The sequence below is a fragment of the Enterobacteriaceae endosymbiont of Neohaemonia nigricornis genome, assembly GCF_012571795.1.
GTDB lineage: Bacteria > Pseudomonadota > Gammaproteobacteria > Enterobacterales > Enterobacteriaceae.
In genome coordinates this window covers 70,961-86,977 of record NZ_CP046222.1, presented here as the reverse complement: position 1 = coordinate 86,977, position 16,017 = coordinate 70,961, and the positions used below count along the sequence as shown (strand labels likewise).

Here is a 16,017-nt window from a genome sequence, read left to right as displayed (position 1 = left end):
TTTACATAAGTTATAAATTATCATTTGACAAATATATATACAATATGTATTGTTCATTAATTCATCCAATTTTTATAAGTAAAATACTTAATAACATAGGAGTATAATCCATTGGATTTAAGAGCAGTACTGATTTTATCTATTATAGGATGTATATTGGTATTAATTAGTATTTTATTAAGTTCTATATCTTCTAGAATAGGTATACCTGTTTTATTAATGTTTTTATTTTTAGGTATGTTATCAGGAATTAATGGAATTGGTAAAATTCCATTTAGTAATTATGCACTAGCAAATATTATTAGTAATTTATCTTTAGCAGTAATATTATTAGATGGTGGGATGAGAACTAAACGTTCAATTTTGCAAATAGCTTTATATCCGGCATTGTCTTTAGCAACAATAGGCATATTAATAACAGCATTTTTAACAGGAATAATGGTAAAAATATTATTTCATATACATTTAATAGAAGGGATGTTAGTAGGTTCTATAGTAGCATCAACTGATGCAGCTGCAATCTTTTCTTTATCATACAGTAAAGATTTAAATGAAAGAGTTACTTCTACTGTTGAGATGGAATCATGTATTAATGATCCTATGGCAGTATTTTTAACAACAACATTTATTAATTTTATAAAAAAAAAACAACAATATTTTCATATTATTCTGTTTCTTAAACATTTTTTGCAACAATTTATATTAGGTATTATATTAGGTTATATTGGTGCGTGGATATTTAAAAAAATTATTAATCGTATAATACTAGTTAGTGGACTATATCCATTATTAGCCTTAATTATAGGTATATTTACTTTTTCTATAACATTTTTATTAGATGGAAGTAGTGTTTTAGCAATTTATTTATATGGTTTTATTATAGGAAATAATAATAATATTTATTATCGTTATAAAATTATACAAACATTTGATGGTATTGCATGGTGTAGTCAAATCATTATGTTTTTACTTTTAGGATTATTAGTTAAACCTATAGATTTATTATATATAGCAATACCTGCTATTATATTGTCTTTATGGATGATATTTTTTGTACGTCCAATATCAGTAATAATAGGTCTAATGCCATTTTTTAGATTTAATAATAGAGAACGTTTTTGTATTAGTTGGATGGGATTACGTGGTGCTGTACCCATTATTTTAGCTGTATTTCCTATAATGTCTAATTTAAATCATGCTGCATTATTTTTTAATATAGCTTTTTTTATTGTATTAATGTCTTTAATTATTCAAGGTTGTACATTGTATTATGTGGCAAGAATAGCAAATATTACAATACCAACTATTCTTACACCGATACATAGAATTCACTTAGGTATTAATACTTCTATACAATGGGAACAATTTATTTATATAATGACAGAAGATCAATGGTGTATAGGAAAAACATTACGTGATTTATATATGCCACAAAATACTTTTATTAATGTATTAATAAGAAATAATAAAATAATTAAACCTGCTAATAATCTAATATTAAAAGTTAAAGATATTGTGTGTGTTATAGGTAATGAATGTAATATACAAGATTTAGGTAAATTATTTAGTCAATCTACAAAATTATTGCAAAATCAAAAATTTTTTGGTGATTTTATTATTCATGGCAATACATCTATAAATGATATTGCTAAAATATATGGATTTAATTTAAATAAAAACATTAATAAATATCAATCAATTGAAACATTTTTAATAAATTTAATTGGTCATGTTCCTATAGTTGGAGACCAAATAAAATGGAATAATTTTATTTGGACTATTGCAGAAAAAGAAAACGAAAAAATTACTAAAATTGGTATTAGCAGTACAAAAAAACAACTTAAACATATTTTAAACAAAAATTAAAAAAAAATATTCGTACCTTTTCTTCCACCTAATAAATGCATATGTAAATATAATATTTCTTGTCTTCCATTATCATTACAGTTTATTACTAGTCTATAACCATCATGATTTATATGTTTTTTTTTTGCTATTTTACTAGCTACTATTATCATTTTACCTAATATATTTTCATGTTGATGTGTTACATCATTTAATGTAGGTATAAAGAACTTAGGTACAATTAAAATATGTACTGGACTTTTTGGATTAATATCATTAAAAGCTATAATAAATTCATCTTCATACTCAAGATGAATTTTTTTTTTTCCACATACAATATCTTTAAATATATTCATATTTTATATTAATCTTTTTTTTGTAAAAACTTATGCATATCTGTTTTTAAATTATCTGATTGAGTGCCAAAAATAGCTTGTACACCATTACCAGAAATAATAACACCTAATGCACCCATTTTTTTTAATTCTGATATGTTTACTTTTGTTGTATCAAGCACAGTAATACGTAATCTAGTTATACATGCATCTAAATTTATAATATTTTTTTTACCTCCAAAAGCTTGTACTAATTTTTCACCATAATTATTTATTATATTTTTTTTATTATTAAATTTTTCTTGATTATATTCTCTGCCTGGAGTTTGTAAATTAAATATATATATACATATTCGAAATATTATATAATATAATACAGAATAAAATATTCCTATAATAGGGAACAACCATAATCTGTGGCTATGACCACTTAAAATAATAAAATCAATTAATCCATGTGAAAAACTTGTGCCATTTTTCATTTGTAATAATATACAAATAGGAAAAGCTAAACCAGCTAATATCATATGTATTAAATATAATAATGGTGCTATATACATAAAAGAAAATTCAATAGGTTCAGTAATTCCTGTTAAAAAAGAAGTTAAAGCTGCAGATAACATAAGACTACCAATATGTTTTCTATTTTCTTTTTTAGCAGAATGCCATATAGCAATAGCAGCTCCTGGTAATCCATACATTTTAAATAAAAAACCACCAGCTAGTTTTCCAGCAGTAGGATCACCAGCTATATATCTAGCAATATCACCATGATATATTTGTTTAGTTACTACATTAGTAAATGAACCTATTTCCATTTGAAAAGGAACATTCCAAATATGATGTAATCCAAAAGGTAATAAAGCTCTTTCTACCATACCATATATACCAAAAGCTAATATAGGATTTTGATATGCAGCCCAATAAGAAAAATTTTGTATAATTTTACCTAAAGGTAACCATATAAAAGATAATAATAATCCTATAAATATAGCTGTTAATCCAGAAATAATGGGTACAAAACGTTGGCCAGAAAAAAAACCTAAATATTCTACTAATTTAATATTATGAAAACGATTAAACATATAAGCAGATATAGCACCAGCAATTATACCACCTAATACACCTGTATTAGTTAAATGTTGTTGTATAATATTATTATGTTGTATTATTTTACCATCTAATAATATTGGTATAATAACTTCTACAGTTTTTGTTAAAATTCCATAAGATACTACTGATGCTAAAGCAGATACTCCATTATTTTGTGTAAATCCTAAAGAAATTCCAATTGCAAAAATTAATGGCATATTATTAAATACAGAACCGCCTGTTTTACTTAAAATATCAGAAATAACTGTAGGCAACCAATAAAAATTTGCAGATCCTATACCTAATAATATACCAGCAATTGGTAAAACAGAAACAGGCAACATTAAAGATTTGCCTATTTTTTGCATATAAGAAAATGTATTATTAAACATAAATATCCTAATAATAATTTTTAAAAATTTATTAAATATTATTTTAAAATTTTTTCTAATGATAATAATAATTGAACAATTATAAGTTCACGATTAATATTATTTATATTAATAACAATATTACGATAATATAATATTTTTTTTATCATTAATAAAATTTGTTTTTTTGTTATTATAGTAGATATTTTATATATTAAATCTATTTGATCCAAATTATATATAAAATTTGTATTAATATTACAATGAATTTTTATAATATCAATAAATAATATATAAATCCAATTTAAATATAATAAAATATTTACATTATTTAATATATTTAATAGTTTTAATATATCACATTTAATTGCAATAATAAAAGTTGTATATAATTTTTTTCTATTATCCCAAAAAATACTATTTAATAACTTATAAGCATTAATAGGAGCATAATAATTAATTCTCAGAGCTGTTAATAATTCATTAATATTATATGTAGTTGGATATAACTTTTTTTGTAACCATGATAATCCAATATATTCATTTGGAGGACATATATGCCAAATTTGGCATCTACTAGTTATAGTAGGTAATAATGTATTAATATGATTACTTTGTAAAAAAAACCAAGTGTTTTGTAAGGGTTCTTCTATAATTTTTAATAAACCATTACTAGAAGATATATTTAACATATTAGCATCTGGAAGCCAAATTATTTTACCCATATCTTGATATGCTTTCATATTAATAAATTTTATAATATCCCTAATTTTTTCAATACTAATATTATAATTTAATTTATCTTTTTTAATAATATATACATCCGGATGATAACCTTGTATTAATAAAGTACAATTTTTACATATATTACAACTATAATAATTGTTTTTATTTGTACATAATAACCATTGAATTATCTTATTAATTAAAAATATAGTTCCTATACCATGTATAGAACATATAATAAAAGCATGATGATTCTTTTTTTTAGTAAACTGATATATAATATTTTTATAAAATATATTTAACCAAGGGTAATCAGGAATTAATTGTAATTCACACATTATATTATAAATATTCCTATGATTTTATAAAATTAAATAATATTTTTTTTACTAATAATTTAACATTTGATAAATTATTATTAGCATCAATTATTTTTATCATATTATTATTATTTGCTATTTTTAAATAATATTTTCTTACATTAGTAAAAAATTTAATTGATTCTTTTTCAATTCTATCTTTATTTCTATTTTTAATTCTTTGTAATCCAATTAAAGGATTAACATCTAAATAAATAACTATATTAGGTATAATATTATTATTAATAAATTTTTGTAAAAATAATATATCTTTTTTTTGTATACCTCTGCCACCTATTTGATAAGCATAAGATGATAAATCATATCTATCAGATATAATCCAATAATCTTTAATGTTAGGTTTAATAATATTATCTAATAATTGTAATCTAGCTGCATATAAAAGTAACAATTCAGTTTTATATGAAAAAAATTCTTTATAAGAATTTTTTATTAAATTACGTATTTTTTCAGCAAGAATAGTTCCACCAGGTTCATGTGTACGAATAATATTATTTATATTCCAACATTTTAATAAATAAATAATATAATTACATATTGTTGTTTTACCTGAACCATCAATACCTTCTACAACAATAAATTTATTTAATTTCATTTTAATGGGATTTCTTATGTAATTGTTTAATAATAAGTCTATGTGCATTAAAATTTTCAGTAAAAATATGAGTATGATTATTGTTTGCTACAAAATATAGAAAATTACTTTTTATAGGATGTGCTGCTGCTTCTAATGAACTAATACTTGGAGTAGCAATAGCACTAGGTGGTAATCCTAAAATTATATATGTATTATATTTATTTTTATGTTTTAACATTTTTGGCAATAATTTTAAATTAAAGTTATTATTCATACCATATATAATAGTTGAATCTATTTGTAGTTTTATATTATTTTTTAATCTATTTACTAATACAGAAGCAATAATTTTTTTTTCTTGTTTATTACTAGTTTCTTTTTCAATAATAGATGCTGTTATGATTAAATCATATATATTTTTATACGGTAAATTTTTTGCTCTATGTTCCCAAATAAATTTTACATTATTTTTCATTGCACAATACATAGATTGTAATAATTCTAGATCGGTAGTATTTGCATTATAAAAATAAGTATTAGGAGCAAATCTTCCTTCTAATGGAAAATCATCTGTAATATTTAATTTTTTCTTAAGTAACACTATATCTTGACAATTAAATGTATGTTTAATATATCCATTTTCATTTAATCTTTTTAGAAAATGTTGTAATGTTTCACCTTCTAAAAGAGTAATAGCATATTGTGTTTCTTTATTAGAGTTGAATAATTCTAACATATTAATAACATATGTATGTGGTTTTAAATGATAAATATTAGCTTTAAAATTTTTTAAATATGGTTGTAATTGTAAAAATAAATATAACCAAATATTTTTATTAATAATATGTTTTTTTTGTAAATCATATAAAACATTATTTACACCCCTACCAGGAGGTATTATATATGTTATAATTTTTTGATTTACATTAATATATGAATAAATTGTTCCATATAATTGAAAAAAACAATGTAAAATTATTACATATATTATATAAAATATTGTATAAATTATTTTATTTATATTAAATTTTGGCATTTAAAACTCACATAATATATTAAAAGTTTAATAACATACATAAATATGTATGAGCTATATTACACATAATTTATATTTTTTTAAAAATTAATGATGTATTAATTCCTCCAAAACCAAAAGAATTACATAATACATATTTCATATTATGTGTATCTCTAGCTATATTAGGAATAAAATCTAAATTACAATTTTCATCAGGATTATATAAATTTATTGTAGGTGGTATAATTTGGTATTTTAAAGCTAATATAGAATAGATAGATTCTATTGCTCCAGCTGCACCTAATAAATGGCCGGTCATAGATTTAGTAGAACTAATAGCTAATTTAGAACAACAATGTTTAAATACTGATTTAATAGCACATACTTCAGCTAAATCACCTAATTTAGTAGATGTGCCATGTGCATTTATATAATTAATTTGTTCAATATTAATTCTAGCATCAATTAATGCATTATACATTGATAATTTAGCTCCTTTATTATCTTTAGAAGGCGCAGTAATATGATATGCATCATTATTTATACCAAAACCTATAATTTCAGCATAAATATTTGCATTACGTTTTTTTGCATGATAATATTCTTCTAAAATTAATACACCGGCTCCATCGCTTAAAACAAAACCATCTCTATCTTTATCCCATGGTCTACTAGCTTGTTTTGGTTCATTATTTCTTGTAGATAATGCTTTAATAGCATTAAAACCTCCTATAATTAAAGGTGTAATAGATTTTTCTGCTGCTCCTGCTATCATTATATCTGCATCATTATATGATATCATTTTATATGCTAAACCAATATTATGAATACCTGAAGCACATCCAGTACTTAAAGAAATGCTAGGACCCATTAATTTAAAATCTAAAGCTATATAACCTGTTAACATATTATTAATAGATGCTGGTATAAAACACGGATGAATTTTTTTAGGTCCAAAATTATATAATTTAATACAATTTTTTTCTATTGTTTGTATACCACCTAATCCAGAACCCATGGCAACTCCAAATCTATTAGTATTATTATTTTTATAAAAAGATACTAAACCTGAATCTAACATTGCTTGTTCACAGGCTATTAATCCATATTGTATAAAAAAATCTATATAACGTTTTTTATTCGTAAAATTATTTACGTAAGTAAAATTTTTAATTATACCTCCAATTTTAGTTTTATATTGACAAGTATCAAAATCATTAATTAATCTAATACCACTGTTACCATTAGTAATATTATACCAATTACTTTTTATATCTAAACCTAATGGTGTAATAATACCTAATCCAGTAATTACTACTCTACGTTTACACATAATATTTTAAAATATATTTATATTTTTTAGGAATGAAGATAATATTTCATTCCTAAATATCTTATTTAATTATTATAAATGATTATTAATATAGTTAATAGCTGATTGTACAGTAGTAATTTTTTCTGCTTCTTCATCTGAAATTTCTGTGTTAAATTCTTCTTCCAAAGCCATAATAAGTTCTACAGTATCTAAAGAATCTGCACCTAAATCCTTAATAAAATTAGCATTATCAATAACTTTTTGTGGTTCAACACCTAATTGTTCAATAATAATTTTCTTTACACGTTTATCAATAGAACTACTCATATTAGTATATTTTCCTATCAAACTAATCAATGATAAATTTATATCATTAATATTTTGTACAAATATTGTTGAATATTAATTAATATTATTTGGTATGTTATTTAATAAATATTGTAGAATAAATTATGACATATATAAACCACCATTAACATGAATTGTTTCTCCAGTTATATATGATGATTTTTTGGAAGCTAAAAAAAGTACAACATTTGTTACTTCTTTAACATTACCAAACCGTTTAATAGGAATTTGATCTATAATTTTTTTTTTTTTGTTTTTAGATATATTCGCAGTCATATCAGTATTTATATAACCTGGTGCAATTACATTGACAGTAATACCATGAGATGCGACTTCTTTAGCTAATGTTTTACTAAAACCAATAATACCAGCTTTAGATGTTGAATAATTAATTTGTCCAATATTACCTATAAAATTTACAACTGATCCAATAGTAATAACACGACCAAATTTTTTCTTTAGCATATATTTTATAACTATTCTAGATATTTTAAAAACAGAAGTTAAATTAATTTTTAAAACATTTTCCCATTCATGATCTGTCATTTTTATTAATAAGTTATCATTTATAATACCTGCATTATTTATTAAAATATCAATTTTTCTAAATTTTTTAATAATAAATTTAACTATATTTATAATAGATGATGTATCATCTATAAAATTTAATATTTTTCCAATGCCTTTTGTACCTAAATTATTATTAATAATTTTTACACCATCTTCACTAGTAGCAGTGCCAATCACATATGCACCAAAATTTGCTAATGTTTTAGAAATATTAAATCCTATACCTCTATTAGCTCCTGTAATTAAAACTATTTGTCCTGTAAAATTCATTTATTAATTTTTTCCTTTATGTTTTAAACAAATATTTTTTTAATGCAATATCTAACATTTGTTGATTATAAAGTGTTATAACATTATTTTTTTTGGTTATATGTTGAGAAAATTTATTTAAAATATTACAGGTATTAAATTCTATGAAATTAAATATATGTTTTTTTTCTATATATTTCATACAATTGTACCAATGCACTGTACAATATATATGACGAATTAAAGCATTTTTTATTTTTTCTGGATGTGTTTCAAATTTTACATCTACATTATTAACGTATGGTATAATAGGTTTTTTAATTTTAATAGTGTTTAATAAATTATGAAATTGTTTAATTATAGGTTTCATTAATATACAATGTATAGGTATATTTATATTTAATGGTATAATTTTTGCTCCTAATATTTTAAATATTTTTATAGCTTTTGTTATAGCATATTTATTACCACTAATTGTAATATGTTTTTGTGTATTAACACATGCTATGGAAATTATATTTTTTTGAGAGATATTCTTACAAATATTTTCCACTATTTTTTTTTTAAACCTATTATTACTTGCATATAACATCCATTATGATGATAATCATTAAAGGATTTTGTAACTGTATCCATTAATTTACCTCTTAATTCAACAAGTCTAATTGCATCATGAAAATTAATAACTTTACTACAAACTAATGCACTATACTCTCCTAAACTATGTCCAGCTGTAATTTGAGGCATGCAATTACTTTGTTTGATCCATAATTTATATAATGCTATAGATGTGGTAAGTATAGCAGGTTGAGCATAATATGTGATATTTAATTTTTCTTGTGGACCATATTTTATTAAATGCCATAAATTATATCCAAGAATATTAGATGCATTATCAAATGTTTGCTGAATAATTTTATAACGTTTATACAAATCAGATAAAATATTAATATGTTTAATACCTTGTCCTGGGAAAATAGCGGCAAATTTAATCATGTTTTTTATATTTAGAAATATATTTTATTTAATTATATAAATAATTTAAAAAATATAAATATATAATATTTATATTTTTAAGAAGATGTGTTAATAATTTTTTTACCTCGGTAATATCCGTCTATGGATATATGATGATATAAATTTTTTTTACCTGTTCTTTTATCTACCAAAAGAATTTTATTTAGTGAAATACACTGATGAGAACGACGCATGCCTCTTTTTGCTCTGGATTTTTTTTGTTTTTGTACTGCCATAATTTACGTATCCTATATAATTATATAAAAATATTACATACATGATTATTATATAATTTAATGATAAGATTTTCAACTAAGTCAATCATGAGTAATTTTTTTTAATGTTGCTAAATACTGTATTAATAATTCATCAAGAGGTGCACAAAGATTAATGTTTTTATTAGTAATTGGATGAATAAAATTGATTTTATAAGCATGTAAAAATAATCGTTGTAAATTTATATTATTTTTTAATTGTATATTAAATTCATTATCACCATAACGTTGATCATAAACTATAGGGTGTCCAACATAAGCCATATGCACTCTAATTTGATGTGTTCGTCCTGTTAATGGTATTATTTTAACTAACATAGTATTTTTGTAATTTTTTATAATTTTATATTTAGTTATTGAAAATTTTCCTTTAGTATCATGAACAATAACTTTATTTTTTTTATTAGAAAAATTTTTTAATAAAAAACTTTTAATATATAAATATTTTTTTTCTTGACTATTACCTTTTACTAAAGCTAAATATTCTTTTTGAATAGTTTGTTCTCTTAATTGTTTATGTAAATTTTGTAAAACATATTTTTTTTTTGCAATTAATAATATCCCCGAAGTATCTTTATCAATTCTATGTACTAATTCTAAAAACTTAATTTTTTTATATATAAAACGTAAATTTTCTATTATCCCATAGTTAATACCACTACCACCATGAACAGCTATGCCTGTTGGTTTATTAATAGCTAAAATATATTTATCTTCAAAAAGTATAATATTTTTTAAAAATTTAATTTTATTAATATTAAGATTAGATTTTTTTTTTATTATTTTGTTTATATATATATTAGGAATATATAATATATCATTAATATTTAATTTATATTTAGGTAATATTTTTTTATTATTAATTTTAATTTTACCTATTCTAATATTTTTATAAATAATACTTTTAGGAATATTTTTTAATATTTTAATCAAAAAATTATCAATTCTTTGATTATACATATCATCAGATATATTAATAAACTGATTTCCTATATTACTATACATTTTTTAACCATTAATAAATATGCAGTATGATAAGTAATTTTAATATTATAACAAAATTATATATAATTTTGTTATAATATTATTGTATATTATATTTTAGGATAATAATTTTTACTAAATAATATTATAAATAATTAAAGAATTTTTACTTCTCAATTTAATAAAATAAATATATATATTAAATATATAACGAGTAAGTTATTATGAAAAAAATGTTAATAAATGCCACTCAAAAAGAAGAAATACGTATTGCAATAGTTTATGGTAAAAGATTACATGATTTAGACATAGAAGATACTCAACATAAACAAAAAAAATCTAATATATATAAAGGTAAAATTAGTCATTTCGAACCTAGTTTAGGTGCAGTATTTATAGATTATGGAATGGAAAAACATGGTTTTTTACCTTTAAAAGAAATTTCACAAGAATATTTACCAGATTATATACATAATGATGTTATGAATAATAATTTACTAATTAAAAATATATTAGTAGAAGGAAAAGAAATTATTGTCCAAATTAATAAAGAAGAACGTGGTAATAAAGGAGCTTCACTAACTACATTCTTAAGTTTAGCAAGCAGTTATTTAGTACTTTTACCTAATAATCCACATATTAGAGGTATTTCTAAAAAAATTAAAAAAAGCGAAAAGAATACATTGAAAGATATACTATCTTTGTTACCAATACCTGATAATATGGGGTTAATAATTCGTACAGCAGGATTAGGACAAGATATAAAAGTATTAAAAACAGATTTAAAATTTAGATTAAAACATTGGAATTTTTTAAAAAAAGTTTCTAATAATAATCCTGCACCCTTTTTAATTCATCAAGAAAGTAATATTATTATTCGTGCATTAAGAGATTATTTAAGTAAAGACATACATGAAATTTTAATTGATAATATTACAATACTTAAATTAGCTAAAAAATATATTAATTTATTAGGTCGTACTGAATTATCTCATAAACTTAAATTATATAATGGTACAATACCATTATTTAGTTATTATCAAATTGAAACACAAATAGAAACTGCTTTTCAAAGAAAGGTAAAATTATCTTCTGGAGGATCTATTATTATAGATACTACTGAAGCATTAACGTCTATTGATGTTAATTCATCTAAAGCTACTCAAGGATCAGATATAGAAGAAACAGCTTTTAATATTAATTTAGAAGCTGCTGATGAAATTGCCAGACAATTAAGATTACGTGATGTAGGAGGTTTAATTGTTATAGATTTCATTGATATGTCACCAGTTAAACATCAAAGAGCAATAGAACAAAGATTAAAAGAACAAATAAAAGATGATAGAGCCAAGATAAAAATTAATCAAATTTCTAAGTTTGGATTATTAGAAATGTCTAGACAAAGATTAAGTTCATCTTTAAAAGAATCTAATTATTATACATGTCCTAGATGTTCTGGTAATAGTATTATAAGAAATAATAAATCTTTATCTCTATCTATTTTAAGATTAATAGAAGAAGTATCTTTTAAAGACAGAACAAAAGAAATACATGTTATTGTACCAACAAAAATTGCTTTCTATTTATTAAATATTAAAAAAGAGGTTATTAATACTATTGAAAATAGAAATATAAAAGTATTTATCATACCTAATAATGAATTAAATACTCCTAATTATCATTTAACAAGAATAAAACATAGTACAAATATAAAAAATATACATTATTTATCTAAAAAAAAATCTAATATACAAAAAAATAGTAATGATCAGTATAATAAAGATTTTTTATTACACAATAATTTTTTTGATTATAATATTTTTAATAAATATACTTTATTTAGTAATAAAAAATTTTTTTTGCATAAAGTAATATTATTATTAAAATTTATGTTTAAATTAAATAAGCAATATATATATTTATTACTTAATATGATTAATAATTTATTTAATAATATGATCTATAGTATGCATTGGATCATTAATAATATTTTTTTTATAAAAAATATTATATATAGTAAAACATATAAATCAATAAAAAATAATAATTTGAGTCATATTATTACTTTTAATAATTATTATATTTTACCTAAAAATAAATATTTTTTAGTAACAAACAATAATTTTAATTTATTTAAAAAATCATTTAAATTAAACAACATATTTTTATATGGTTTTAATAATTATAATAATTTTCATCAAAATTTTTTAAATAATATATATTTTTTAAAAAACCCAAAAAATAATATTTGTTTAAAAAAAAAATATAAATTAGTAACATTTACAAATATTACTCAAAAATATAAATGGAAATTATGGTCTTATTATGCTCAATATAATTTAATATATCAAATTAAATATAAATATAAATATCATTATAGTACTAATCATATTAGTAATATATATAAATTTAACAAAATATATTTTAATATTAATAATTTTTTTAATTTAATTAATATTAAAAATAATAATTATGCATATAAAAAAATAATTTATAATAATGATAAATTAAATCATATTGCAAATACAAACAAAAATATTCATAATATAATACATACTAAATTTAATATCAATAAAAATAATAAGGGTGCCGGAGGACATATTGCTAAACAATATGCTACTTCACCTGTTAAACGTCCATAAAATTATTATCAAAATAATAAGTACATTTGTATATATTTATAAATAAATATTTATTAAACATAATTTTTATTATTTTAGAGACAAAATAATGATTTTAAAAAAACAATATAATAAAGATATTAGTTTAAATATTAATAATTTTAATTGTCAAGATTGTTTTATATATAAACAATGTATATCGAATTATATTCATAGTAAAATCACAAAATTTAATAAAGTTTTTATTAAAAGAAAAATATTACAAAAGGGATCTATTATTTTTAAAGAAAAAGATACTGTTAAATATTTATATATATTGTGTTCTGGTATAATTAAAAACTTTTTTATTACTAAGCATGGTGAAGAACAAATTATTAAATTTAATTATATTGGAGATTTATTTGGATTAGATGGATTTAATAGTGGTTATTATAATAGTTTTAGTCAAGTAATAGATAAATCCATCTTATGTATAATACCATTAAATATATTTAAATTTTTATGTGATAAAATACCTTCAATAAGTTCCTATATTATTAATATTATGAGTAAAGAAATGAAGAAAAATTATCAGTTAATTTTTCTTTTATCTAAACGTAATGCTGAAAAAAAAATAGCGACTTTTATATATAATTTATCTCAAAATTTTAGAATGAAAGGAATATCTACAAATAAGATTAAATTATCTATGAGTAGAAATGATATTGGTAATTATTTAGGTCTAACAATAGAAACAATTAGTAGAATTTTAAATAAATTTAAAAAAAATAAAATATTAGTAATTCATGGTAAATATATTTTAATTAATAATTATTTAAAATTATTAAAATTAGTACATTACTAAATTTAACAAAGTTTACTCAATATGTATTTTATTATACATAATGAGTAAACTTTAATATTTATATATTACTTAAAATTTTATTAATATTATTTTTAGCATCTCCAAACAACATATAACTGTTTTTTCTTGTAAATAAAGGATTATTTATACCAGAATAACCTTGCCCCATACTTCTTTTAAAAATAATAATATTATTAGATTTCCATACTTCTAAAACAGGCATTCCTGCAATAGGACTATTTTGATCTTGTTGTGCTAAAGGATTTACTGTATCATTTGCTCCTATCACCAATACTGTATCTGTTGTAGAAAAATCTTTATTAATTTCATCCATTTCAAAAACCATATTATATGGTATTTTTGCTTCTGCTAACAATACATTCATATGTCCAGGTAATCTACCTGCTACAGGATGAATAGCCAATCTAATATTAATATTATATTTTTTTAATTTATATATCATTTGTGATAATAAATATTGTGCTTGGGATACTGCTAATCCATATCCTGGAACAATAATAATATTATTAGAATTTTTTAAAATTTTAATAGTTTTTTCAATATTTATTTCTTGATGTTTTTGTTTAATATTATTACTATGATTAATATTTTTTGGATAATAATTACTGCCAAAAACCACTTGCCAAAAAGATCTGTTCATACCTTTACACATTAAATATGACAATATAGCTCCTGACGCACCTACTAAAGCCCCTGTAATAATTAATAAATCATTAGTTAAAATAAAACCAGAAGCTGCTGCTGCCCAACCTGAATATGAATTTAACATAGATACAATTACAGGCATATCTGCACCACCAATACCCATAATCAAATAAAATCCAAAAATTAAAGATACACAAATCATTAATCCTAATATAACAATTTGTGATATAAAAGAATTATTTGTTAAAAACATAAACATTAATATACATGTAATAATTATCATAAATATATTAATCAAATATTTATATTTTACTACTAATGTTTTTGTAGATAATAATCCAGATAATTTACCAAATGCTATAATAGAACCGATAAATGTTATTGTACCAATAAAAATACTAACAAAAATTTCTATTAATTGTATAATATGAATATTAGAAAGATATGTATGTACTAATATATAACTATTTAATCCTACTATAACAGCAGTTAGTCCTACAAAACTATGTAAAATTGCTATGAATTGCGGAATTTGAGTCATATTAATATTTTTTGATATCTTTATCCCAATAAAAGCACCTAAAATAACTGCTATTACAATATATATTGTATTATATAATGTTGCATTAAATAAAATAGTTGTAATAACTGCAATCATCATGCCATTTATAGCTAATAAATTACCTATATGCGCTGTTTTTTTTTGCGATAAATATGCTAGACTAAATATAAAACATATTGCAGATATAATATATATAAGTGATATTAATTTATCAGACATTAA

15 protein-coding genes and 1 pseudogene are annotated in these 16,017 nt (G+C 20.9%); 3 read left to right on the top strand and 13 right to left on the bottom strand.

The annotated features are described in order from the left end of the window. Window positions 1–111 precede the first annotated feature (111 nt). Window positions 112–1,866: a potassium/proton antiporter gene (locus GJT85_RS00440; protein WP_208754271.1), complete on the top strand. Its 1,755-nt coding sequence runs from the start codon at window positions 112–114 to the stop codon at window positions 1,864–1,866. On the opposite strand, the gene GJT85_RS00435 is transcribed toward GJT85_RS00440, so the two are convergent. The 12 genes from GJT85_RS00435 to GJT85_RS00380 all read right to left on the bottom strand — a co-directional run bounded on the left by GJT85_RS00435 (window position 1,863) and on the right by GJT85_RS00380 (window position 11,123). Further along, on the bottom strand, window positions 1,863–2,201 hold the full coding sequence (locus tag GJT85_RS00435) for an HIT domain-containing protein (RefSeq protein ID WP_208754270.1): 339 nt from the start codon (window positions 2,199–2,201) through the stop codon (window positions 1,863–1,865). The genes GJT85_RS00440 and GJT85_RS00435 overlap by 4 nt on opposite strands. A gap of 8 nt (window positions 2,202–2,209) precedes the next feature. Further along, on the bottom strand, window positions 2,210–3,664 hold the full coding sequence (gene ptsG, locus GJT85_RS00430; protein ID WP_208754269.1) for a PTS glucose transporter subunit IIBC: 1,455 nt from the start codon (window positions 3,662–3,664) through the stop codon (window positions 2,210–2,212). A 38-nt stretch (window positions 3,665–3,702) separates the two neighbouring features. After that, window positions 3,703–4,707 carry a DNA polymerase III subunit delta' C-terminal domain-containing protein gene (locus GJT85_RS00425; RefSeq protein WP_208754268.1) on the bottom strand — a complete coding sequence of 335 codons (1,005 nt, stop codon included), beginning with the start codon at window positions 4,705–4,707 and terminating at the stop codon, window positions 3,703–3,705. Between the two features lie 16 nt (window positions 4,708–4,723). Then, window positions 4,724–5,344 (bottom strand): dTMP kinase, encoded by a 621-nt coding sequence (gene tmk / locus GJT85_RS00420; protein WP_208754267.1) that lies wholly within the window; start codon window positions 5,342–5,344, stop codon window positions 4,724–4,726. 1 nt (window position 5,345) lies between these two features. After that, window positions 5,346–6,362: an endolytic transglycosylase MltG gene (gene mltG, locus GJT85_RS00415; RefSeq protein ID WP_208754266.1), complete on the bottom strand. Its 1,017-nt coding sequence runs from the start codon at window positions 6,360–6,362 to the stop codon at window positions 5,346–5,348. A gap of 70 nt (window positions 6,363–6,432) precedes the next feature. Further along, complete coding sequence (fabF, locus tag GJT85_RS00410) at window positions 6,433–7,677, bottom strand: beta-ketoacyl-ACP synthase II (RefSeq protein WP_208754265.1); 1,245 nt, start codon at window positions 7,675–7,677, stop codon at window positions 6,433–6,435. A gap of 72 nt (window positions 7,678–7,749) precedes the next feature. Then, the gene (gene acpP / locus GJT85_RS00405) at window positions 7,750–7,986 is read right to left on the bottom strand and encodes an acyl carrier protein (protein ID WP_208754264.1); all 237 of its coding nucleotides are present in this window, start codon (window positions 7,984–7,986) and stop codon (window positions 7,750–7,752) included. Between the two features lie 123 nt (window positions 7,987–8,109). Continuing rightward, window positions 8,110–8,847, bottom strand: coding sequence for a 3-oxoacyl-ACP reductase FabG (fabG, locus tag GJT85_RS00400; protein ID WP_208754263.1), 738 nt, complete (start codon window positions 8,845–8,847; stop codon window positions 8,110–8,112). 16 nt (window positions 8,848–8,863) lie between these two features. Then, window positions 8,864–9,418 carry an ACP S-malonyltransferase gene (locus GJT85_RS00395; protein ID WP_211080550.1) on the bottom strand — a complete coding sequence of 185 codons (555 nt, stop codon included), beginning with the start codon at window positions 9,416–9,418 and terminating at the stop codon, window positions 8,864–8,866. Continuing rightward, a complete protein-coding gene (locus GJT85_RS00390) occupies window positions 9,379–9,822 on the bottom strand; it encodes an ACP S-malonyltransferase (protein ID WP_208754261.1) in 444 nt (147 codons plus the stop codon). The genes GJT85_RS00395 and GJT85_RS00390 overlap by 40 nt, the downstream gene beginning before the upstream one ends. A 77-nt stretch (window positions 9,823–9,899) precedes the next feature. After that, on the bottom strand, window positions 9,900–10,079 hold the full coding sequence (rpmF, locus tag GJT85_RS00385) for a 50S ribosomal protein L32 (RefSeq protein ID WP_208754260.1): 180 nt from the start codon (window positions 10,077–10,079) through the stop codon (window positions 9,900–9,902). Window positions 10,080–10,160: 81 nt separating this feature from the next. Continuing rightward, complete coding sequence (locus tag GJT85_RS00380) at window positions 10,161–11,123, bottom strand: RluA family pseudouridine synthase (protein WP_208754259.1); 963 nt, start codon at window positions 11,121–11,123, stop codon at window positions 10,161–10,163. A 203-nt stretch (window positions 11,124–11,326) separates the two neighbouring features. On the opposite strand from GJT85_RS00380, the pseudogene GJT85_RS02305 reads away from it, so the two are divergent. Both GJT85_RS02305 and GJT85_RS00370 read left to right on the top strand, forming a co-directional pair. After that, window positions 11,327–12,877: pseudogene (locus tag GJT85_RS02305) on the top strand (Rne/Rng family ribonuclease); the annotation flags it as partial. A gap of 955 nt (window positions 12,878–13,832) precedes the next feature. Then, window positions 13,833–14,567 carry a helix-turn-helix domain-containing protein gene (locus GJT85_RS00370; RefSeq protein ID WP_208754257.1) on the top strand — a complete coding sequence of 245 codons (735 nt, stop codon included), beginning with the start codon at window positions 13,833–13,835 and terminating at the stop codon, window positions 14,565–14,567. 58 nt (window positions 14,568–14,625) lie between these two features. Here GJT85_RS00370 and GJT85_RS00365 read toward each other — a convergent pair whose 3' ends face one another. Then, complete coding sequence (locus GJT85_RS00365) at window positions 14,626–16,014, bottom strand: NAD(P)(+) transhydrogenase (Re/Si-specific) subunit beta (RefSeq protein WP_208754256.1); 1,389 nt, start codon at window positions 16,012–16,014, stop codon at window positions 14,626–14,628. Window positions 16,015–16,017: the final 3 nt, after the last annotated feature.

Excerpts from the sequence above, each read along its gene's own strand:
- mltG (WP_208754266.1), bottom strand. The coding sequence starts at position 6,362 with ATGCCAAAATTTAATATAAATAAAATAATTTATACAATATTTTATATA.
- GJT85_RS00435 (WP_208754270.1), bottom strand. The coding sequence starts at position 2,201 with ATGAATATATTTAAAGATATTGTATGTGGAAAAAAAAAAATTCATCTT.
- GJT85_RS00370 (WP_208754257.1), top strand. The coding sequence starts at position 13,833 with ATGATTTTAAAAAAACAATATAATAAAGATATTAGTTTAAATATTAAT.
- acpP (WP_208754264.1), bottom strand. The coding sequence starts at position 7,986 with ATGAGTAGTTCTATTGATAAACGTGTAAAGAAAATTATTATTGAACAA.
- GJT85_RS00390 (WP_208754261.1), bottom strand. The coding sequence starts at position 9,822 with ATGATTAAATTTGCCGCTATTTTCCCAGGACAAGGTATTAAACATATT.
- GJT85_RS00425 (WP_208754268.1), bottom strand. The coding sequence starts at position 4,707 with ATGTGTGAATTACAATTAATTCCTGATTACCCTTGGTTAAATATATTT.
- GJT85_RS00395 (WP_211080550.1), bottom strand. The coding sequence starts at position 9,418 with ATGTTATATGCAAGTAATAATAGGTTTAAAAAAAAAATAGTGGAAAAT.
- GJT85_RS00380 (WP_208754259.1), bottom strand. The coding sequence starts at position 11,123 with ATGTATAGTAATATAGGAAATCAGTTTATTAATATATCTGATGATATG.
- ptsG (WP_208754269.1), bottom strand. The coding sequence starts at position 3,664 with ATGTTTAATAATACATTTTCTTATATGCAAAAAATAGGCAAATCTTTA.
- fabF (WP_208754265.1), bottom strand. The coding sequence starts at position 7,677 with ATGTGTAAACGTAGAGTAGTAATTACTGGATTAGGTATTATTACACCA.
- rpmF (WP_208754260.1), bottom strand. The coding sequence starts at position 10,079 with ATGGCAGTACAAAAACAAAAAAAATCCAGAGCAAAAAGAGGCATGCGT.
- fabG (WP_208754263.1), bottom strand. The coding sequence starts at position 8,847 with ATGAATTTTACAGGACAAATAGTTTTAATTACAGGAGCTAATAGAGGT.
- GJT85_RS00365 (WP_208754256.1), bottom strand. The coding sequence starts at position 16,014 with ATGTCTGATAAATTAATATCACTTATATATATTATATCTGCAATATGT.
- tmk (WP_208754267.1), bottom strand. The coding sequence starts at position 5,344 with ATGAAATTAAATAAATTTATTGTTGTAGAAGGTATTGATGGTTCAGGT.